Genomic DNA, 20,441 nt, shown 5'->3' on the forward strand with positions numbered 1-20,441 from the left:
GATCTCCCTGATTGAATTTAAATAGTTCTGTGTTGCAGCCAGTTCTCCAAAGCCTCCACGGTGAGTGGTCTCGCAATGAAATATCCCTGTAAGGTGTGGCAACCCACCTCACTCAAAAACGCTTTTTGCTCCGCAGTCTCCACGCCCTCAGCCACAACGTTCAGGCCCAGGGCATTCGCCAGGCCGATTACGCCTTTGACAATCGCGCGGGAGTCACTGTCCGTCTCGGTGTCGTTGACGAACGAGCGGTCGATCTTGAGCTGGTGAGGGCGCAGTCGCTTCAGGTAGGCCAGTGATGAGTAGCCGGTACCGAAATCGTCAATCGCGATCCCGACGCCGATCTGGCGCAGTCGCTCAATAATGCGCTGGCTGGTTTCGGTCTCGGCCATCAGCACGCTTTCTGTGATCTCGATCTCCAGCCGCTGTGGCGGCACCCCGCTGGCGTCCAGCGCGGTTTGCAAGCTATCCAGCAAACGATGATCCCGGAACTCCAGGGCCGAGACGTTCACCGCCATATTGCCGATGTGAATGCCGCGCGCAGTCCAGTCGGCCAACTGCCGGCAGGCCTCGTGCAGAGTCCAGACTCCCATTTCTGCGATACGCCCCGACTCCTCTGCCAGCCCGATGAACTGGGCCGGGTAGAGCAAGCCACGGGTGGGGTGTTGCCAGCGCACCAGGGCTTCGACCGCCACGATCATGCCGGTCTGCGAGCAAACTTGCGGCTGGTAATGCAGCACCAGCTGGTTGTGGCCGATGGCGTAGGCCAGCTCCATTTCCAGCTCGAGGTTGGCCAACAAGCGAGAGTTGAGTTCAGAGTGGTAGTAGCTGTAGCGTGCACGCCCCAGCGTCTTGGCCTGGTAGACCGCAATGTCGGCGTTCTTGACCAAGGTTTCAAAGTCCTGGCCGTCCTCCGGAAACAGCGAGATGCCGATGCTGGCCGACACCTTGACCGGCACCTGTGCCAACACCACCGGGGCCTCGATGGCGCGCAACACCCGCTGGGCCAACTCTCCCAAGGATTCCCAATGGTCAATATCCCGCACCAGCACCAGAAACTCATCTCCGCTTTGCCGGCACACGACATCGACCTCACGCAGCACCTCGCGCAAGCGGCGTGCCACTTCAATCAGCAACGTATCTCCTGCAGCGTGGCCCATGGAATCATTGACGGCCTTGAAGCGATCCAGATCAATGAAAAAGATACCAAACTGCTGGTTATGGCGCTGGGCTGACAGCATTTCGCGCTGCACCAGGTCGATGAACAAGGAGCGATTGGGCAGCCCTGTGAGCTGGTCATAGAACGCCATCTGCTGCAGCTGGGCATTTTTGTTTCCCAGCTGGGCGAACAGGTCACGCAATTCCTCCTGCACCTGACCAAGATGCCGCCCTAGCAAGCCCAGCTCATCCCGCCGCCGCCACACGAAAACCTGGGCTGACTCCGGGCGATGCGCGTGATCGAGCAAAGCACTGGCGTGCTCCTTAAGTCGCTCAATCGGCCTGAGCACCCGCGTCACTAGAATCGGCATCAGCACAGCCAGGATCGCCAGCGCCTGCAAGGTCACCAGCACCAGCATCTGGTCACGCCGCGCTTGCAACAAACCCTGGCCATAGGACGCATCGAACCACACCACCAGGGTCCCGAGGGACTCCCCTGTACGCACCACGCTTTGTGCGCGCCGGTTTAAGCGCCCTGCCGCGGTATCTTTGTCCACGTCTCCCGCAAAGTCCTCACGCGTCCGTTGCAAATCGGGCGTGTTGGCCAGGCCGTCTTCAATGCGCACCGCCACAATCTGCGGACTCTCCAGCAAACGCGCGGCCGCTGCATCCAGGGCCACCCTGTCCACCACCCACATGGGCTCCGCAATGGACACACTGCCGATTTTCAGCAACGCGGTCTCGCTCTGGGTTAACAGGGCCTGCTGCGACTTCTCGGCCAGCTTCTGCTCCAGCGCCAACAGCAACAAGGCCGGCAACAACACGCCGATCACCACCACCAGCATCATGGTGTAGCGCAAGGGCATGCCCCCGCGCACCATCAAGCGCATTTTTCTCCAGCCGGTGGAAATGAAGCTCATCTATTGCAATCTTTGCCGAGTACGCAAATACAAGCGCATCGTGTACTCAGAACCGCTGGTCCAACCAGTTGCGAAGCGTCGCGAACACCGGGGCGGCATCTAGCTCATTGAATATCTCGTGGTACAGACCGTCAAAGCACACCGACTGCACGGTCGCAGCGGGTGCCGCTGCCGCGAAATCCCTGCTGCCTTGCGGGTTCACCAAACGGTCGTCCCCCGCGTACATGAGCAGGGTCGGCACCGTCCAGCCCGGCGCCGATTCCACCGTGGCAGGGCCCTCAGTCGAGAAGAACCTGGCCAAGCGCGCGGAAATGCGGTCGTGCACCCGCGGGTCACCGGTGTACGCCTTGACCACTGCGGGATCGTGCGAAATAAAGCTGGGGTTCAGGCCGTTGCCGACCCGCAGATTGGGCGCAATTTTGGGCAACACCGCGACCAGCAGTTTCTGAAACGCATTCAAACCCGGGTTGAGCGCCGGCGAGGACATTACCAGGGCATCCACCTTGCGCATGCCCAAGGACACAAACCGCCCGGTCACCAAGCCCCCCATGCTGTGGCCCAGCAGAATCAGCGGTGTGCCCGGCTCCATGCGGGCCCGGGTGCTGTCAATAATGTCCGCCAGGTCATCGAGCAGGCGGGTGTCGGTCGGCAGGCTGCCAGGCAAGCCACCGCTTTCGCCGTGCCCGCATTGGTCGTAGCCCCGCACGGCAAAACCCCACTCATTGAGCCGCTCCGCCACATGCTCGTAGCGGCCGGCGTGTTCGCCCAAGCCGTGCACGATAAGCACCACGCCACGCATACGCACACCGGTCTCCAGCGGCCAGTCCTGCACTGCGAGGTTGTCGCCATCGCTGGCGGTAAACGTGCTGAGGGTTGATTCAGAAGTCATGCGTTCCTGCCTGTTCAAGGAAAACGGGAGATCACTTGCGCCACTGCCGCAGTGAGTTTTTTGGCATAGGGTACATGCAAAAACTCGTTGGGGCCATGCGCGTTGCTCTTGGGGCCAAGTACACCGCAGACCATCATTTGGGCCTTGGGGAATCCCTTCGAGAGCATGTTCATCAGGGGAATGGTGCCCCCTTGACCGATGTGGCCACAGGGCGCGCCGAAGTGGGCGTTCGAGGCGTCGTTCAAGGCGCTATCAAACCAAGGGGCGGTGTCCGGCGCGTTCCAGCCCGTCGCGCTGGAGAGGCCTTCGAAAGTGACCTTGGCCTGGTAGGGCGCATTGTCCTCCAACAGCGCCTTGAGCTCTTGCACTGCGGCAGCAGCCTCCACCAAAGGCGGCAGCCGCAAACTCAGCTTGAAGGCTGTGTAGGGCCGCAGCACATTGCCGGCGTTCTGAATGTCCGGAAAGCCGTCGGCCCCGGTCACGCTCAATGTCGGTTGCCAAGTGCGCTTGAGCAAGGCTTCCAGCGGATCGGCAGTTGTGGGCAAGGCAAAGGTGGTGGCCCCGCCGCAATCGTAGTGGGCCCAGGGGAAGCGCTTGAACAGCTCGTCACCCAGGATCACCGACGTCGCGCGGGCTTGCTCCATGCGCTGCACCGGCACTTCGCAATGAAAACTGGCAGGCAACAAATGGCCGGTTTTGCTGTCTTCCAGACGGTCCAGCACCTGCCGCAGGATACGGAAGCTCGAAGGCACCAAGCCACTGGCATCTCCGGAGTGAATGCCTTCGGTCAGGATCTCCACCTTGAGCACCCCGCTGGCCATGCCGCGCAAGCTGTTGGTGAGCCAGAGCTGGTCGTAGTTGCCGGCACCGGAATCGAGGCAGACCACCAGCCCCACTTCGCCCAAACGGGGCTTGAGCGCATCCACATAGTGGAGCAGGTCATAGGAGCCGCTCTCCTCGCAGGTCTCTATCAGGCCGACGATGCGCGGGTGGCGCAGTTTTTGGGCCTTGAGTGCCTGCAGGGCTGCAATGGCAGCGTAGGCGGCATAGCCGTCATCGGCGCCACCGCGCCCATACAACTTGCCATCTTCGTATTTGGGGGTCCAAGGGCCGAGGTCGTTGCGCCAACCGGAAAACTCGGGCTGCTTGTCCAAGTGGCCGTACATCAGCACCGTCTGGCCGGATGCAGGCTGGTCGCCCGCGGCACCGCCGTCCGCATCCACTTCGAAGAACAAGACCGGTGTGCGACCTTCCAGGCGGATGACTTCCAGCGTCAGGCCGGGGACTTTTTGGGCTTCGATCCACTGGGCGGTGTTGCGCACCACCGTGTCGAGCAAACCCGATGCGGCCCACTCGGGGTCAAACATCGGCGACTTGGCCGGGATGCGGATGTAGTCCGTTAAGCGGTGAACGATGTCCTGATCCCAGGCCGCACTCACATGGTCGAGGGCCTGGGTGGTGTCGAAAACAGACGAAGGAACGCGGGCGTTCATGGAGCTCCTGTTACAAATTCAGCCAAGCATCCATCATGCCATGCGCGCCGCCCCCTACAGCCGCTGGCTTACCCGCAAAAAGTCGCACTAACGCGTCAATTTGTACACCGAGGTTCCGGCTCGCAAGTTAGGCAAAAACCGCACGGTGCGACCGCCCTGCAAGCCAAAACTGTCGAGCACGCGCAAGCCATTGCGCTCTGCCAGAACCGCGAGGTCGGCATGGGTGCCCACCCGGATGTTGGGCGTGTCGTACCACTGGTAAGGCAGCCGCTTGGTCACCGGCATGCGCCCTTGCAAAATGCTCATGCGGTTCGGCCAGTGCGCAAAGTTGGGGAAGGCCACAATGCCGACCCTACCCACGCGGGCGGTTTCGCGCAGCATGGTTTCTGCGTTGCGCAGGTGTTGCAGGGTGTCGATCTGCAGCACCACATCGAAGCTGGCATCTTCAAACACGGTCAAGCCTTGGTCGAGGTTGAGCTGCAGCACATTCACGCCACGCTTCACACAGGCCAGCACATTGGCGTCGTCCAGCTCCACGCCATAGCCGCTGCAGTCGCGCTCGCGCTGCAGGTAGTCCAGCATGGCGCCATCGCCACAACCGAGATCCAGAACGCGCGAACCCTGGGGAACGAGGCTGGCAATCGCGTGCAAGGTGTAGATATCGGTCATGCTGCCACCTTCAACCCGTTAAAAATGCTATCAAAATAAGAGCGCATCACGCTCATGTAACGAGGGTCATCGAGCAAAAACGCATCATGACCATGCGGCGCGTCGATCTCGGCGTAGCTCACGTCCCGCCTGTTGTCCAACAAGGCTTTCACCACCTCGCGGCTGCGCTGGGGACTGAAGCGCCAGTCGGTCGTAAAGCTCACCAGCAAATACTTGCAGGCAGACCGCGCCAGGGCCTTGCTCAGGTCGCCACCATAGGTTTTGGCGGGGTCAAAGTAGTCCAGCGCGCGGGTGATGAGCAGGTAGGTGTTGGCATCAAAGTACTCGGCAAACTTGTCGCCCTGGTAGCGCAGGTAGCTCTCGATCTGGAACTCCACCTCCTGCGTGCTGTATTTGTAGCCGCTGGCGCTGGCCAGCACCGCGTCTTTGAGTTCGCGGCCGAACTTCGCGTTCATCACGTCGTCGCTCAGGTAGGTGATGTGGCCGATCATGCGGGCAATGCGCAAGCCCCGCTTGGGGATCACACCGTGCTCATAAAAGTGGCCGCCATGAAAGTCGGGGTCGGTCACGATGGCGCGGCGCGCCACTTCGTTGAACGCAATGTTTTCCGCATTCAAGTTGGGCGCGCTGGCCACCACCACGGCATGGCGCATGCGCTCGGGGTACTGCAGCGTCCAGCTCAGGGCCTGCATGCCCCCCAGGCTGCCCCCCAACACGGCCGCCAGCGTTTGGATGCCGAGTGCGTCCAGCAATTTCGCTTGGGCATTCACCCAGTCTTCCACGGTGACCACCGGAAAGTCGGCACCATAAACCTTGCCGGTGTCGGGGTGGGTGTGCATGGGGCCGGTGCTGCCGAAGCAGGAGCCCAGGTTGTTGACGCCGATGACGAAAAACTTGTTGGTGTCCACCGACTTGCCCGGGCCAATCATGTTGTCCCACCAGCCTTCGGACTTGTCCTGCCCTTCGTAAACTCCCGCCACATGGTGCGAAGCGTTCAGGGCATGGCAGACCAGCACCGCATTGGACTTGTCGGCGTTGAGCGTGCCGTAAGTCTCGTAACTCAAGGAATAGCCGTGGATGGACGCACCGCTTTGCAGGGGCAAGGCGGCGTCAAAGCGCATGGTTTGGGGTGTGGCAATCAGCATAAAAAAACCCGGCAACGCTAAACGCGGGCCGGGTTGCAGTGCCAAAAGGCGGGTCCGTGTTTAGCTGTATTTATTAAGCGCCCGCAAGCTGGAGCAAATTGGCGCTGTGAGCCGCGAGTATACCAACGCGCCTTCTTTTTGCCCCGCATCCCTCACCCATGCACCACCATGGAGTGCCTGGCGTGGTTTTTGCTTTATTTTGGTGCGCAAAGCTGTTTTTCGGCAGTTTTGCACCAAGCACAAGCATTTAACGACCAAAGGACTCGTATGGAAGCACTAAAACAGGGCGCAGACGCTTTGTTCATTTTGTTGGGCGCAATCATGGTGCTGGCCATGCACGCCGGTTTTGCCTTTCTGGAACTCGGCACCGTGCGCCGCAAAAACCAGGTCAACGCGCTGGTGAAGATACTGGTGGACTTCTCGGTGTCCACCGTGGTGTATTTCGTGGTGGGCTACAGCGTGGCCTATGGCACGCACTTCTTTATCGGGGCCGAGCAGCTGGCGGCGCAAAACGGCTACGCGCTGGTGAAGTTCTTCTTTTTGCTAACCTTTGCGGCCGCCATTCCGGCCATCATCTCCGGCGGCATTGCCGAGCGGGCCAAGTTCTGGCCGCAGCTGATTGCCACTGCCGTCGTCGTGGGGGTGGTGTACCCCTTCTTTGAAGGCATTGCCTGGAACCAGCACTTCGGCGTGCAGGCCTGGATCAAGTCGCTCACCGGCGAAGAGTTTCACGACTTTGCAGGCAGCGTGGTGGTGCATGCCGTGGGCGGCTGGATCGCTTTGGGCGCCGTGCTCTTGCTGGGCGCGCGCAGCAACCGCTACCGCAAAGACGGCGCCATGTCGGCCCACCCGCCGAGCAGCATTCCCTTCCTGGCCTTGGGCGCGTGGATTCTGATCGTGGGCTGGTTCGGCTTTAACGTGATGAGCGCCCAAATGCTCGACAAAATGTCCGGCCTGGTGGCGGTGAACTCGCTCATGGCCATGGTGGGCGGCACCTTGGTGGCGCTGCTCATGGGCAAAAACGACCCCGGCTTTGTGCACAACGGCCCACTGGCCGGCCTGGTGGCCGTGTGCGCCGGCTCGGACCTGATGCACCCGCTGGGCGCGCTGGTGGTGGGCGGCATTGCGGGTGCCATCTTCGTGGTCATGTTCACCCTGACCCAGAACAAATGGAAGATTGACGATGTGCTGGGCGTCTGGCCGCTGCACGGCCTGTGCGGCACCTGGGGCGGTATTGCGGCCGGCATTTTCGGCAGCAAAGCGCTGGGTGGCTTGGGGGGTGTGAGCCTGGGCGCCCAACTTATCGGCACGGCGATGGGCGTGGCATGGGCTGCGGTGGCGGGCTTTGTGGTCTACGGCCTGCTCAAGGCCACCACCGGCCTGCGCCTGAGCCAGGAAGAGGAATACGACGGCGCCGACCTCTCCATCCACAAAATCAGCGCCAGCCCGGAGCGCGAAGCCAACTGGTAGAACCTGCAAGCAGGATCAAATATCAACAAAAATGGCTGTTGGCCCACATTAAATGTGCGCAATCAGCTATGTATTTGATAGCAACCAAGCCGCAAGCTTGTCGCCGTGCAGGGGCCGGCTTCCCAGGTAGCCCTGCATGACATCGCAGCCCAGTTGGCGCAGAGTGTCGCGCTCTGCGGGGGTTTCGACCCCCTCGGCGGTCACCATCAGGTTCAGGCCGTGGCCCATTTCGATCATGGCCTTGACCAGCCGCTGGGTGGCGGGGGCCGCATCAATGCCATCGACAAAGCTGCGGTCGATTTTGAGCTCGCTCACCGGCAGCTTTTGCAAATAGGCCAGGGACGAGTAGCCGGTGCCGAAGTCGTCAATCGACAGCGGCATGCCGACGGCACGCAGCGCGTGCAGGAGGGCCACGCTGTGGGTGGGGTCCTCCATCAGGCCGCTCTCGGTGATTTCCAGGCGCAGGCGCTGCGGGTCCACACCGCTGGCGGCCACTTGCCGGGACAGGCGGTGGGCAAAGTCGGGGTCCTGCAAATCGCGGGTGCTCAGGTTCACCGCAATGCTCATGTGCGGGTGACTGCGCTGCCAGGTTTGCAGGGTGCGCAGGGCTTCGGTCAGCATCCAGTCCGTCACCAGGGTGATGTAGCCCGTTTGCTCGGCAAAAGGCACAAAGTCGGCCGGCGACACCATGCCCCGCTCCGGGTGGGCCCAGCGCACCAGAGCTTCAGCGCCCACAGGGCTGCCATCGCTCAGGCTCAACTTGGGTTGCAGCCACATCTGGAGCTGGGACTGGGCCACCGCCTGCCGCAAGTCGGAGAGCAGGCTGAGGTGGCCCAGGCGGGCGGCCTCCTGGGCTTCGCTGTACCAGGCGAAGTTACCGGTCGCGCGCTTGGCGGAGTGCAGGGCGACCTCGGCGTTGCGCAGCAGCGTCACCAGGCTGGGTGCGGCCTGACCGGCACCGGTGTCGGCACAGCCGTAGGCCAGGCTCACATCTACGTTGTGGCCGCTGCAGGCCACGGTGGGCGCCATGGCGCGCTCCCACAGCGCGTGGAGCTGGGCCACCGCCGCACGGTCGGGCGCCTGCACTGCAGCCGCCAGGGTGCCGCCCGACAAACGGGCCAGCACATAGCCCGGCGCTATGCAGCCGGACTGCGCCGCCTGCGCCAGCGCGCTTTCCGCCCGAAGCGCCATTTCTTTGATCAAGGTGTCGCCGGTGGTGTAGCCCAGGGTTTCGTTGATGCCTTTGAGCCGCGCCAGATCCATGAGCACCAGGGTGTTAAGCCCTGCAGGCGCCGGCTGCAGCGGCGTAAGCAGGGCGGTGCGGTTGGGCAAGCCGGTCAGGCTGTCCTGGTAGGCCAGCCGCACGATTTGTTGCTCGCGCTGCGCCACGGCGTCGGCCATGGTGTTGAGCGCGTCGCCCACCCGGTCTACCTCGCGGGTGCCGGTAGACACCATGCGGTGCGCATAGTCCCCTTGGGCAATGGTGCGGGCCACGGTTTCGAGTTGGAGCAAGGGGCCGACCACGCTGCGGGCGGTGCGCCAAGCCACGTAAACAGCCAGCGCCATGGCGAGCACTGACACGGCGGTGAGCCACATCACCACGCGCCCCAACAAGTCGAGGGCATTGTCCAGCTGCGCCTCGACCCGCTGGCGCTCGCGCTGTAACAGGGTTTGCGACTCTTGCAACATGGCCTTGAGGGCCGGGTTGACCTGGTCATTCAGAATGCGCACCGCCGCGGGGAGGTCATCGGCCTCGATCTGGTCCACGGTGTTGATGAAGGCCTCGGCGTACTGCTTGCGGCAGGCTACCAGGCGCACGAGTGTTGCCTCCTGGGTGGGGTCCATCAGATCCTCCGACAGCGAGGCAATGATGCCGTCGAGCACCCGGTTGCGCTCATCTACCACCGCGTACTCATGCACCCGGTCCGCCCGGGGCGCATGCACCAGCCGCACCAGCGCACTGCCTGCGCCCTCGGTCTGCTGGGAGAGGGTTTGCACTCGCAACAAGCGCTGCATGTCGCCGGTGGCAAAGTGGCGGGTCAGCTCCGTGACCAGGCGCAGCTGCCACGCCCCTTGGCTCAAGGCCAGTAGCAACATCAACACCAAAGCCCCGAGTGCCCACGCCAGCCGCGCCGCAATGCTGCGTGGACGCAGCCGCGGCAACCAGCCGGCGGGAGCAGAGGGTTTAGTGGGGACCATGCACCGGATTAAACACCGGCAAACCAGCGCCGCTGAATCCAGCGGTCCAGCGACCATGCGCCCGGCCCGTAAAGGGCCAACGCCGCCAGCACCACGCCCCAGGTGATGTGTTGCTGCAGAGCAGCGGGTGCAATTTCGCTCAATGACAACACCGCGGCCAGATTCACCACGCTCAGCCCCAGCGCCGCAAAGCGCCCGCCCAAGCCAAGCACCAGCAGCACCGGCAGCAAGAGCTCACCGCCGGTGCCCATCCAGGCGGCCAATGCGGGGGGCAACAGCGGCACGTGGTATTCATCCACAAACAGCATAAGGGTGGTGTCCCAGTCACGCAGCTTGGTCAAGCCCGACAGAAAAAACACCTGCGCGACATACAGGCGCGCCAGCAGCGCGGCCGGGGCCTGGAGCGCATCCAGGGCGGCGTGTGCCAGGGTCACCACGCGCTGAGCCGCGGGCCAACCCGCTGAACGGGCGCGGGGGGTGTACACAGAGGTAGAGGTTTTCACACGGAGCCTTTAAAAAAATGAATTCAAGAGGCCGCGGGCGGCGGTATCGCGACCCGGGCCGACAGCAACAAGCCGGTTTGCACCGCAAGCGGCAGCCATGCCGCGACATCAAGCTCAGGGGCGGCGTCTAAGGCAGCGCCCAGGCTGCCCTGGCGCAGCAACACTGCCAGCGCTTCAGCCTCGCCCGGCAGAGCGAGCCGCACTTGGGACTTGAAGCCTTGCCGCCACACTACCGCGCTTTGCCCGCTACCGGCCTGCAAGAGGCGGGTGACTTCGTCAAACCCCGTGGAACCCGGTTGATGCGCCTCCCACATGGCGACCACTGGCCACGGGCTGACCAGGAGCGCGGTGCCCGGGGCACAGGGGAGTTGCAAAGTGTCCGGGTCTTCAGTGCTGAGCAGGGACAGTGTGGCCGGGTCAGGCAGCGCATCGGCCGCACCTGCTGCCTGGTGCAGGGCCCACTCCAAGCGGGCCACGTCAGGCAAAAAGGGCGCATCGCTGAGTTGTGGGCTGGCGGCTACAAAACCGGCCAAGTGTCCACCCCACAAGGCCATGTCGCCCGCAGTCGGCGGATGGGCGTGCCAGAGGGCGGGGGCCAGATCCTCCATGCTGGTCTGCCCGATCAGATGGGTGAGCACCGGGTAGGCCGCCTGCAAGGCGCGACGGGCCAGAGCATGGCCATTGGCTTGATAAGCTTTTAGCCCTCTAGCCCTTATATCAATTGCGTGAGCAGCTACTATTTCCATAGCATCTTGCGCCGGTGTTTCGAACAAGGCGCGCACCAGTGCCTGCTGTTGCGCGAGCAGGGTGCTCATGCCGACACCTGTGCGGGCGTGGCCGATGGGACGCCGATAGCGCGGGCGCGCTGCGCTTCGGCGAGCAGCACATCCAGCGCAGGCACATCGGTATCCCACTCGATCAAGGTCGGCACCGGACCGAAGCGCTCCAGTGCATAGCGGTACAAGCTCCATACGGGCTCGGCCACCCGGCTGCCATGGTCGTCGATCACGATGTGCCCATGCACGTCATCCACCTCGCAATGACCCGCCAGGTGCAGCTCGCCGACGCATGCCGCGGGTATCGCATCCAGCCAACGGCGGCAGGCGGTGAGCGGGTCTTCCAGCGCACCGCGCAAGCGGGCGTTGAGCGCATTCACGTAAATGTTGTTCACATCCACCAACAGTGCGCAGCCCGTGCGCTGTGCCAGCGCAGCCAGAAACGCAGGCTCCTCCCACACCTGTGCGCCCGCAGGCTCGCACCAGCTCAGGTAGGCGGACAGGTTCTCCACCATGAACCGGCGCTTCAACCGGTCTTGCACCTGCTGCACGTGGGTACACAGAACGCTGAGCGCTTCGTCGGTAAAGGGCAAAGGCAAGAGGTCGGATGCATGCACCGTGCTGGCGTCTGCAGACCCCCCATAGGGGGCGCGGGCAAAGCTGGCATGGTCGCTCACGCGCACCGGATCGATGCGCTCCACCAGCCAGGCCAGCCGGTCGAGGTGCCAGGGGTCCAGCCCCACCGCAGAACCCAACGACAAGCCCACGCCATGCAGGCTGATGGGATAGTGCGCTCGGCCCTGCTCCAGCACTGCCAGTGCAGCCCCACCGGGCGCAAAGAAGTTTTCAGAATGGACTTCGAGGAAATCCAAAGCAGGCTGCCGCTCCAGCAGCTCCGCGTAATGAGGGTGCCGCCACCCGATGCCGACCGGCGCGCACCCTTCCGCAAAGGAGGGCGTGGCGGTCATGCAGTGCATGGGTGGTCGGGCTTTCAAACTATGTGCTGAGTCTGATTACATCTTGGGCGCTTTGAGGCTGCCCTTCATGGATTCGCAGGTGCCTTTGGCAACGTATTTCCATTCACCTTTGTCCATGTCCACCTTGGCCTGGCCGGCACAAGAGTGGGTGCCGGAGGCGTTGGCGCAGTCATTCTGGCCAGCCTTGGCAATGCCGAAGCATTTTTCTTTTTCCTGGGCTGCCACAGGTGCAGTGGCCAGAGCCATAGTCATCAAAGTAGCAGCGGTAGCGGCAAGCAGAGCGCGTTGGTTCATGTCGTAACTCCTCAACAAGTTCATTCGAAGTGAGATCAACCATTCAGCATCTGTTGCTCCATGCCGCAGCGCTGTGGTTACGGTTTAGTCCTAGCAGCGCGGGCTTTCTTACAGCGCCCGTCAAATTATTTTGATATCGGCCCCGTACACTGACCACTTCATTTCCGGGATGCCCATGACCAGCTACGAGCAACAGGTCGCCGACCTTCGCGACTATCTCTATAAATTCGCCCGCATGCAACTGCGCAATGATGCATGGGCCGAAGATGCTGTGTCAGAGACCCTACTCGCGGCACTGGCCAAACCCCAGTCTTTTGCACAGCGCAGCCAACTCAAGACCTGGCTGGTCGGCATCCTGAAACACAAAGTGGTGGATGCACTGCGACACCACGGCCGCGAAGTCACTGCGGGGAGCAACTCGGAAGACGACGACACCGACCCTTTGGAACTGATGAGCTTCAAGGCAGACGGCCACTTCACCGAGGCCCCCGCGGACTGGGGAAACCCGGAGCAGCAAACCCAGAGCCGCCAGTTTTTTGAAGTGCTGGAGGCGTGTGCTGACAAACTGCCCGCGGTGCAAGGGCGTTTGTTTTTAATGCGCGAGTGGCTCGAACTCTCCAGTGAAGAAATTTGTAAGGAGTTGAACCTGACGCCGACGAACCTCTACGTCCAACTCCACCGTGCCCGGTTGCGCCTGAGGGAGTGTCTCGCCATGAACTGGTTCCAACACGTGGAGGCTCCATGAAACTATTAAGCCGCACCTGCAAAGAAGCCGCCGCGCTGATGGTGGCACGTGAAGATCGCGCACTGCCCTTCTTCGACCATGCGGCTCTTCGCCTGCATTTGATGGCCTGCAGAGCATGCCCCCGCTTCGAAAAACAACTCTTAACCCTGCGCAACAGCATGCGCCAGTGGCGGCATTACAGCGAAAACGATGCCGATTCTGCCGGCTAGCCTGAAAAAACAAGAAAAATTAGGTTTCGACCGCAAAGTAACGCATAATGGTTTGGCATTGCCGAAATATCGGTATGCAAGTTTGCGGTGATTAGTCAGTTTCGCGTCTGCTTTAAGTCTTCAATGGTTTGTTGATTGCGGTTAAGGACTCCATCGCGTTTTGAGTTATTTTGAGGAGTCCCTCCATGGGCAACAAACTTTACGTCGGCAACCTGCCATATTCTTTCCGTGACGAAGACCTGCAACAAGCGTTTTCCCAGCACGGTTCCGTTTCCAGCGCCAAAGTCATGATGGAACGCGACACAGGTCGCTCCAAGGGTTTCGGCTTTGTGGAAATGGGCAGCGATGCTGAAGCACAAACCGCTATCAACGCCATGAACGGTCAACAGTTCGGTGGCCGCGGTCTCGTGGTGAACGAAGCCCGTCCGATGGAGCCACGTCCTCCACGTTCCGGCGGCTTCGGCGGCGGTGCTGGCGGTGGCGGCGGCTACGGCGGCGGTGGCCGTTCCGGTGGCGGCGGCTTCGGCGGCGGCGGCCGTTCCGGTGGCGGCGGCTACGGCGGCGGCGGTGACCGTTCCGGTGGCGGCGGCTACGGCGGTGGCCGTTCCAGCTACTAAGCCAGGAACTGCTTCTGCAGCATGTAAAAGGGACCTTCGGGTCCCTTTTTGTTTGGTGGAAAGCTCTTTAAAGCTCGTCGATCCGGCGTTTGCGCGGGCGACCGGCAAGAACCCGATCAAAAATCCCATTCGGCAAAACCCGGAGTAGCTTGGCCACCCAGCCCATTTGCCACGGAATCACGCGATAACGGTCACCACGCTGAATTGCCGCAAACGCCTTGTCAGCAAAATCGTCCGGCTGCATGAGAAACGGCATGGAATACCGGTTTTGACGGGTCAGCGGCGTGTCGATGTACCCCGGACACAAAGTGACCACCTTCACCCCACTTGCGCGCAACTCACCACGCAAAGACTCACAGTAAGCAATCACCGCTGCTTTGCTTGCGCAATACGCACCATGGCCGGGCAGGCCCCGGATCCCGGCCACACTACCGATCCCCACCAGGCAGCCGGACCCCCGCGCCTCCATGGCCCGCACAAAGGGATGAAAAGTTGCTGCCAGCCCGGTGTTGTTGGTTGCAAACGTGCGCTGCATCACTTGAAGGTCGCTCAGAACACCGGTGTCCATGCCGATGCTGATACCGGCGTTCGCCACTACTACGTCAGGCACGCCTTGCGCCTGCAAACACGCTTGTCCCGCAGACACGATGCTGTCGACATCTGAGACGTCCGCACTGTAGACCCGGAAACGTTGTGAATCTAAACCCTCTGTTCGGGCCCACTCTTGAATTTCTGAAGTGCGCCGGGCCGCCAGCGCCAGCGAAAAGCCTGCGTCATAAAAGCGCTTGGCCAATGCTTGGCCGATGCCACTGGAGGCACCTGTTATAAAAATCAATGGTGGCATTCCGGGCACTCCCCAATTGGTGAAGGTCAGCGCTTTGCAGGAATCAGGGTGCCGCGCACCCGCCCCTGCAAGCGAATGGTCTGCTGAACGTTATCGAACTCCAGGCTGTTTGCGGTAAACACATCCTGCCCGCGCCGCAGTTCTACCGGTTTGTGGGACTTGACTTGTTCGGTATCCATGAACGCGTGCAGGAACTCACCCCGGTATTCAGAACGTGGCTGCCCCGGCGATGCGCCTTGTGCGGCCAGTGCTTCTCGAATGACAAGCGCATTCCCGAGAAGCTGCACTTCGGAGCCGTCTTCATTGGCCAGGCCCCGTTCGGCCGAGGCCGTAGTCAGGCGGCCCTTTGTATCGAAGGAGCGGATGCGTATTGCATCGATTTCAAGCCACTTCGTGTCGGGAAAGTGTTTCGCGACTCGCCCCATCACTTCGGAACGCAATTGACCTGATGCATCGAAGGTTTTGACACTAAAGCCCTCCATGAAATAGTCCGGCTCATGCCCCCGGACCCGCTCCGCGACCGCAGGCTCAGGCACGGGGGTACTCCTCACAAGCCAATACGTACCTAGCGCCAGCACACCCATGACCAGGACAGGCAGGTACAGCATGAGCCGCTCCCAGGCGGCATACAACAGGCCCTTCATCCGAGATAAGGTTTCAACAGGCCTGCATATCGCCCGCTGGCCACCAGAAGAACATCGCACACCTCCCGCACCGCCCCATGCCCGCCTGCCGCGCGGGTCACGTAGTGAGCGCGACCGCTCACTTCTGCATGGGCGTTCGGCGGCGCACATGCAAAGCGCGCCCGTTGCATCATGGGCAAATCAGGCCAATCGTCGCCCATGGCGGCGGCCTGATCCCAGGTTGCGCCCAGCTCTTGGAGAATTTCTTCAGCAGCAGGCTGTTTATCCTCGGTCCCGAATCTCGCGTGCTGCACGCCCAAAGCGCTGAGCCGGGCACGCAAAGCCGCAGAGTCGCGACCGGTCACCACGGCGGGCGTGATACCTGCTTTTTGAAGTAGCTTGAGTCCATGACCATCCAGCGTGTTGAACCGTTTGCTGGTTTCGCCTTCGGCGGTAAAGAGGAGGCCACCATCCGTCAACACCCCGTCAACGTCGAGAAAAAGCACGCGGATACCTTGCGCCTTCAGTAACAAATCCGGGGGAAAGTTCAGGAGTGGAGACATCAGATAACCTTGGCACGCATCAAGTCGTTGCTGTTCACTGCGCCGCAGAGGTGTCCGGCTTCATCCAGCACGAGGACGCTGGTGATGCGACGCGCCTCCATCAAGTCCGCAGCATCCACTGCCAAGGCGTGCGCACTTATGGTGCACGGCGAGGTGTGCATGACTTCAGCCGCTGTTTTGCCCCGCAAGTCAGTCCCTTGTTCAACGAGGCGCCGCAAGTCCCCATCGGTAAAGATGCCGACCACAGCGCCGGCTTCGGAGACCACCGCTGTGGCACCGAGCCCTTTACTGCTCATCTCACGCATCAACTCACTGAAGCTTGCCTCGGGCAATACACGGGGAACTGCGTCACCGCTACGCATCACATCGGAGACATGGGTGAGTAGCTTGCGTCCGAGTGCTCCGCCGGGGTGCGAACGGGCGAAGTCCTCGGCGCGGAATCCGCGGGCATCGAGCAGTGCAACCGCCAGAGCGTCTCCCATGGCAAGTTGCGCGGTAGTGCTGGCGGTGGGGGCGAGGTTCAACGGACACGCCTCTTTGCTCACGGCGGTGTCAATCCAGAGGTTGGCATGCATTGCCATGGTGCTGCGACCGTTGCCGGTCATGGCCACCAGAGGCACGCCCAATCGCTTGAGAACCGGCAGGATGGCGGCGACCTCCTGCGACTCGCCGCTGTTGGAGATCATGAGCACCATATCGGAGGGGGTGACCATGCCGAGGTCGCCGTGGCTGGCTTCGCCGGGGTGCACAAACATAGCGGGCGTGCCAGTCGAGGCGAGGGTGGCGGCAATCTTCCGCCCGACGTGGCCGCTTTTTCCCATCCCCATGACAACGACGCGCCCCTCAAGACCCAATATGACTTCCACCGCTTGGGTAAATCCTTGGCCTATGCGGGACTTCAGTCCTTGAATAGCTGCGGCTTCGGTGTCGAACGTTTCATGGGCGAGGTCAAGAGCCCGTTGGGCATTGAAGGAGGAAACCTTCGAGATGGGTGCTGTCATGCCGGCATTTTATAGAGTGCATGTCTCTTGCTAGTATCAGTGCATGTCCGGTTTAGAAATTACCTTGCTCTACCTTTTTGCTGCGGTGCTCGGCGTCGTGGTCTGCCGCTCGCTCAAATTGCCGCCTATGCTGGGTTACCTAGCCGTCGGGGTCATCATCGGCCCGAACGCGTTGGCGCTGTCGCAGAACTCCGAGGCCGTGCGACACCTTGGTGAGTTCGGCGTGGTCTTTCTGATGTTCGTGATCGGGCTGGAGTTCAACCTTCCCCGCCTGCGCTCCATGCGCCAGCACGTATTCGGCTTGGGGCTCTTGCAAGTCAGCCTGACCATTCTTCTTGCGACCGGACTGACTTTAGCCATTTCCATGTGGTTACCCAGCGCTTGGAACCTGAGCTGGCAGGCAGCGTTGGCGCTGTCGAGCGCCTTGGCCATGAGCAGCACGGCCATCGTCGTCAAGTTGATGGTGGAACGACTGGAAATGGAATCCGAGCACGGCAAACGCGTCATGGGCGTCCTGCTGTTTCAGGATCTGGCCGTCGTGCCGCTTCTGGTGCTGATACCGGCATTAAGTGCTTCCGGTGAGGCCTTGATTGAAGCCCTTGCCATTGCTGCGGTCAAGGCCACCGTGCTGGTCACTGTGTTGTTGGTCGGCGGTCAGCACGTGATGCGACGCTGGCTCACGCTGGTGGTGCGGCGGAAAAGTGAGGAATTGTTTGTCCTCAACCTGCTGCTGATCACACTGGGACTGGCGTGGCTCACCGAGCTGGCCGGGCTGAGCTTGGCCTTGGGTGCGTTTATCGCCGGCATGTTGATTTCAGAAACCGAGTACAAGCACCAGGTCGAAACAGATATCAGGCCCTTTCATGACGTGCTGCTTGGGCTCTTTTTCATCAGCATCGGCATGCTGCTGGATTGGCGGCTGGTGCTGGAGCGCTGGCCTCTAGTCCTCTTGTTATTGGTCGTACCCACGCTGTTCAAGGCGGCCTTGGTGGCGGCCATCGCCCGGCTACTCGGCTCTACCGCAGGCGTGTCTCTTCGTACGGGGCTGTACCTCGCGCAAGCGGGCGAGTTCGGTTTTGTGTTGCTGACTTTGGCGCAAAAGAATTCTCTGGTGCCCCCGGAGCTCCTGAATCCGATTTTGGCAGGCATGGTTCTGTCGATGTTGATCACGCCATTCATCGTGATGAATACCAACCGGATTGTCATGAAGCTCGTGAGCAGCGAGTGGTTGCAGCAGTCGCTGCAAATGACCTCTATCGCCCGAAAGTCAATTAACGCCAACCAACATGTGATCATTTGCGGCTACGGGCGCTGCGGCCAGAACATGGCCCGCATGCTGGAAACAGAAGGCATTCCCTACATGGCACTCGATCTGGACCCGGACCGGGTGCGGCAGGCCGCGGCCGCCGGACACTCTGTGGTTTTTGGCGATGCCGCACGGCTGCAGGCCCTGATGGCTGCCGGCCTGGCGCGCGCCAGTGCCGTGGTGATTACCTACCTCGATACCGCGGGTGCCTTGAAAGTACTGGCGAACACGCGCTCCCATGCGCCCCAGGTGCCAGTCATTGTGCGCACCCAGGACGATCAGAATCTCGAGAAGCTGCAGGCCGCCGGTGCGACCGAAGTGGTTCCGGAAGCCATAGAAGGCTCTCTCATGCTGGCAAGCCATGCTCTCGCGCTCGTGGGAGTCCCGATGCGGCGTGTGATCCGCATCGTGCAAGAGCAACGAGATGCACGCTACAACTTGTTAAAGGGCTTTTTCCACGGTGCAGATGACAACTCTGTGGACGAGCTGGATAACGAACGGCTAACGACACTGACCTTGCCGGCTGGGTTCCGGGCCCAAGGACGGCCACTGGAGGAGTTTCATTTGGAGCTTCTGGATGTGCGGTTGGTCAGTTTACGTCGTGGTGACGGTAAGCAAGTGGTGATTGATGAGGCCGTGTGCTTGCTACCCGGGGACATCCTGGTTCTGAGTGGCAAGGCGACCGAATTGGCGAGCGCTGAACAAAAATTGCTCAAAGGCCTTTGAGCATCGGCTGGCTTGCGCGCACAATAGCGCCGCGCCACTTTGGCGCTTTTTCATGAGTATTTATGCAACATCTGAGCATCAACCAGTATCTTCGTGACCACATCCGTACCGTGCCGGACTGGCCTACCCCGGGTGTTCAATTTCGCGATATCACCCCATTGCTGCAAGATGCCAAGGTATTCAGGGTCTTGATTGACGCGTTTGTGCACCGCTACATGGACCCGGCCATGCGTCCGGACGTGGTGGCCGGATTGGATGCCCGGGGCTTTATTCTGGGCGCCGTCGTTGCCTATGAACTCAACATCGGATTCGTGCCTATCCGGAAAAAAGGCAAGTTGCCCTTCACTACCGTCGAGGAGACCTACGAACTCGAGTACGGCAGTGCCACTGTAGAGCTCCACACGGATGCGGTGAAGCCCGGAGATCGTGTGCTGCTGATTGACGATTTGATTGCGACCGGCGGCACCATGATGGCGGGCAAGAAACTACTGGAACGCCAAGGCGCGCATGTCATGGAAGGCGCTGCCATCGTAGATCTGCCGGAATTGGGCGGTTCGGACAAACTCCGTGAGTCCGGCTTGCCCTTGTTCACCTTGGTAGATTTCTCAGGACACTGAGTCAAGCTACCACGGTAGGCTAGTTCAACTCACCGTACTGCGTTGCGCTCAGCGGGGATTGACGGTCTTCCAGCTCGGTGTCGGCAAACTTTGTCGGCACCGGGTTCCTGCGACCTGACTTTACAATTTCACCGGGCGCCGACAGCGCAGGGGCGGCCGCTACGCCGGCAAGTGCCTGCTTGAACGCCTCGACCTCAGACGCTGCCAATGGCTCGAACCGGCGCGGCTTTGGCAGCGTCTTTTCATGGTCGTCTTCGACAAGCGCCATCGTCGAACTCAAGTGCTCATTGACACGCCAATAGACCGCGGTAACCAGAAGGTCGAACCGGCTTTTAGCGATTTTGGCAATGCGCTTCTCGATATCGACGAGGCGAGCGGTTTCGCGCACATTGGGTTCCGCCATATCCATCATGATCAGGTACTGGCGTCCCCGCGAATCTAGGGACAGCACCTTGAACTTATAGCTGCTGGAGAGCAAGCCCGCACCGGTCATAGACTCGCGAACCACGCTGTACAGGGATTCCCGGCGCTCGAGGCGCTCACTCTTGCGGCCACCCTGTGCAGTGGCGTTGTTTCCTGAAACCTTATTGCGACTTTGCCGGCCCGACTCTGAACCCTCCAGCCCGGAGTGCTGCGTTTGCGACCTGTTTTGCCGGGCTGGTCGGCTGAACCAATTGAAAAACGACATTCGGCGTGCTCC

General features: G+C 61.3%; 21 protein-coding genes. 6 read left to right on the forward strand and 15 right to left on the reverse strand.

Going from position 1 to position 20,441, the window contains the following annotated elements; all coding sequences use genetic code 11:
• Positions 1–17: 17 nt before the first annotated feature.
• From QZW03_RS11970 to QZW03_RS11990, 5 genes are all read right to left on the reverse strand, one after another.
• On the reverse strand, positions 18–2,075 hold the full coding sequence (locus QZW03_RS11970; protein ID WP_296510234.1) for an EAL domain-containing protein: 2,058 nt from the start codon (positions 2,073–2,075) through the stop codon (positions 18–20).
• A 46-nt stretch (positions 2,076–2,121) separates the two neighbouring features.
• Entirely contained in the window at positions 2,122–2,964 is an 843-nt protein-coding gene (locus QZW03_RS11975) for an alpha/beta hydrolase (protein ID WP_296510235.1), read from the reverse strand.
• Between the two features lie 14 nt (positions 2,965–2,978).
• Positions 2,979–4,457: a M20/M25/M40 family metallo-hydrolase gene (locus QZW03_RS11980; RefSeq protein WP_296510236.1), complete on the reverse strand. Its 1,479-nt coding sequence runs from the start codon at positions 4,455–4,457 to the stop codon at positions 2,979–2,981.
• Positions 4,458–4,544: 87 nt separating this feature from the next.
• Positions 4,545–5,126 (reverse strand): methionine biosynthesis protein MetW, encoded by a 582-nt coding sequence (gene metW / locus QZW03_RS11985; protein ID WP_296510237.1) that lies wholly within the window; start codon positions 5,124–5,126, stop codon positions 4,545–4,547.
• Positions 5,123–6,271 (reverse strand): homoserine O-acetyltransferase, encoded by a 1,149-nt coding sequence (locus tag QZW03_RS11990; RefSeq protein WP_296510262.1) that lies wholly within the window; start codon positions 6,269–6,271, stop codon positions 5,123–5,125. Before QZW03_RS11990 ends, metW begins: the two co-directional genes overlap by 4 nt.
• A gap of 267 nt (positions 6,272–6,538) precedes the next feature.
• Here QZW03_RS11990 and QZW03_RS11995 point away from each other — a divergent pair, with 267 nt between their 5' ends.
• The gene (locus QZW03_RS11995; protein WP_296510238.1) at positions 6,539–7,741 is read left to right on the forward strand and encodes an ammonium transporter; all 1,203 of its coding nucleotides are present in this window, start codon (positions 6,539–6,541) and stop codon (positions 7,739–7,741) included.
• Between the two features lie 66 nt (positions 7,742–7,807).
• Here QZW03_RS11995 and QZW03_RS12000 read toward each other — a convergent pair whose 3' ends face one another.
• The 5 genes from QZW03_RS12000 to QZW03_RS12020 all read right to left on the reverse strand — a co-directional run bounded on the left by QZW03_RS12000 (position 7,808) and on the right by QZW03_RS12020 (position 12,490).
• Positions 7,808–9,940 carry an EAL domain-containing protein gene (locus QZW03_RS12000; protein ID WP_296510239.1) on the reverse strand — a complete coding sequence of 711 codons (2,133 nt, stop codon included), beginning with the start codon at positions 9,938–9,940 and terminating at the stop codon, positions 7,808–7,810.
• 8 nt (positions 9,941–9,948) lie between these two features.
• Entirely contained in the window at positions 9,949–10,377 is a 429-nt protein-coding gene (locus QZW03_RS12005) for a DoxX family protein (RefSeq protein ID WP_296510263.1), read from the reverse strand.
• An 89-nt stretch (positions 10,378–10,466) separates the two neighbouring features.
• Positions 10,467–11,258, reverse strand: coding sequence for a putative DNA-binding domain-containing protein (locus tag QZW03_RS12010; RefSeq protein WP_296510240.1), 792 nt, complete (start codon positions 11,256–11,258; stop codon positions 10,467–10,469).
• Positions 11,255–12,187: a DUF692 domain-containing protein gene (locus QZW03_RS12015; RefSeq protein ID WP_296510241.1), complete on the reverse strand. Its 933-nt coding sequence runs from the start codon at positions 12,185–12,187 to the stop codon at positions 11,255–11,257. Before QZW03_RS12015 ends, QZW03_RS12010 begins: the two co-directional genes overlap by 4 nt.
• Before the next feature lie 45 nt (positions 12,188–12,232).
• Positions 12,233–12,490, reverse strand: a complete 258-nt coding sequence (locus QZW03_RS12020; protein ID WP_296510242.1) for a DUF2282 domain-containing protein — start codon at positions 12,488–12,490, stop codon at positions 12,233–12,235.
• 175 nt (positions 12,491–12,665) lie between these two features.
• Here QZW03_RS12020 and QZW03_RS12025 point away from each other — a divergent pair, with 175 nt between their 5' ends.
• From QZW03_RS12025 to QZW03_RS12035, 3 genes are all read left to right on the forward strand, one after another.
• Positions 12,666–13,235 carry a sigma-70 family RNA polymerase sigma factor gene (locus QZW03_RS12025; RefSeq protein ID WP_296510243.1) on the forward strand — a complete coding sequence of 190 codons (570 nt, stop codon included), beginning with the start codon at positions 12,666–12,668 and terminating at the stop codon, positions 13,233–13,235.
• On the forward strand, positions 13,232–13,444 hold the full coding sequence (locus QZW03_RS12030; protein ID WP_296510244.1) for a zf-HC2 domain-containing protein: 213 nt from the start codon (positions 13,232–13,234) through the stop codon (positions 13,442–13,444). The genes QZW03_RS12025 and QZW03_RS12030 overlap by 4 nt, the downstream gene beginning before the upstream one ends.
• A gap of 185 nt (positions 13,445–13,629) precedes the next feature.
• On the forward strand, positions 13,630–14,061 hold the full coding sequence (locus tag QZW03_RS12035) for an RNA-binding protein (protein WP_296510245.1): 432 nt from the start codon (positions 13,630–13,632) through the stop codon (positions 14,059–14,061).
• Between the two features lie 67 nt (positions 14,062–14,128).
• On the opposite strand, the gene QZW03_RS12040 is transcribed toward QZW03_RS12035, so the two are convergent.
• The 4 genes from QZW03_RS12040 to QZW03_RS12055 are packed head-to-tail and all read right to left on the reverse strand — an operon-like array spanning position 14,129 to position 17,092.
• Positions 14,129–14,905, reverse strand: a complete 777-nt coding sequence (locus QZW03_RS12040) for an SDR family oxidoreductase (RefSeq protein WP_296510246.1) — start codon at positions 14,903–14,905, stop codon at positions 14,129–14,131.
• 26 nt (positions 14,906–14,931) lie between these two features.
• Positions 14,932–15,549, reverse strand: a complete 618-nt coding sequence (lptC, locus tag QZW03_RS12045) for an LPS export ABC transporter periplasmic protein LptC (RefSeq protein WP_296510247.1) — start codon at positions 15,547–15,549, stop codon at positions 14,932–14,934.
• Positions 15,546–16,091: an HAD hydrolase family protein gene (locus tag QZW03_RS12050; protein ID WP_296510248.1), complete on the reverse strand. Its 546-nt coding sequence runs from the start codon at positions 16,089–16,091 to the stop codon at positions 15,546–15,548. Before QZW03_RS12050 ends, lptC begins: the two co-directional genes overlap by 4 nt.
• Entirely contained in the window at positions 16,091–17,092 is a 1,002-nt protein-coding gene (locus tag QZW03_RS12055; protein ID WP_296510249.1) for a KpsF/GutQ family sugar-phosphate isomerase, read from the reverse strand. Before QZW03_RS12055 ends, QZW03_RS12050 begins: the two co-directional genes overlap by 1 nt.
• A 43-nt stretch (positions 17,093–17,135) precedes the next feature.
• Here QZW03_RS12055 and QZW03_RS12060 point away from each other — a divergent pair, with 43 nt between their 5' ends.
• Positions 17,136–19,124 carry a monovalent cation:proton antiporter-2 (CPA2) family protein gene (locus tag QZW03_RS12060; RefSeq protein ID WP_296510250.1) on the forward strand — a complete coding sequence of 663 codons (1,989 nt, stop codon included), beginning with the start codon at positions 17,136–17,138 and terminating at the stop codon, positions 19,122–19,124.
• A 62-nt stretch (positions 19,125–19,186) separates the two neighbouring features.
• Positions 19,187–19,741: an adenine phosphoribosyltransferase gene (locus QZW03_RS12065; RefSeq protein WP_296510251.1), complete on the forward strand. Its 555-nt coding sequence runs from the start codon at positions 19,187–19,189 to the stop codon at positions 19,739–19,741.
• A gap of 19 nt (positions 19,742–19,760) precedes the next feature.
• Here the strand turns inward: QZW03_RS12065 and QZW03_RS12070 are convergent, their stop codons facing one another.
• The gene (locus tag QZW03_RS12070; protein WP_296510252.1) at positions 19,761–20,429 is read right to left on the reverse strand and encodes a hypothetical protein; all 669 of its coding nucleotides are present in this window, start codon (positions 20,427–20,429) and stop codon (positions 19,761–19,763) included.
• Between the last annotated feature and the right edge of the window lie 12 nt (positions 20,430–20,441).

This window comes from Rhodoferax sp., assembly GCF_013297935.1.
Taxonomy (GTDB): Bacteria; Pseudomonadota; Gammaproteobacteria; order Burkholderiales; family Burkholderiaceae_C; genus Allorhodoferax.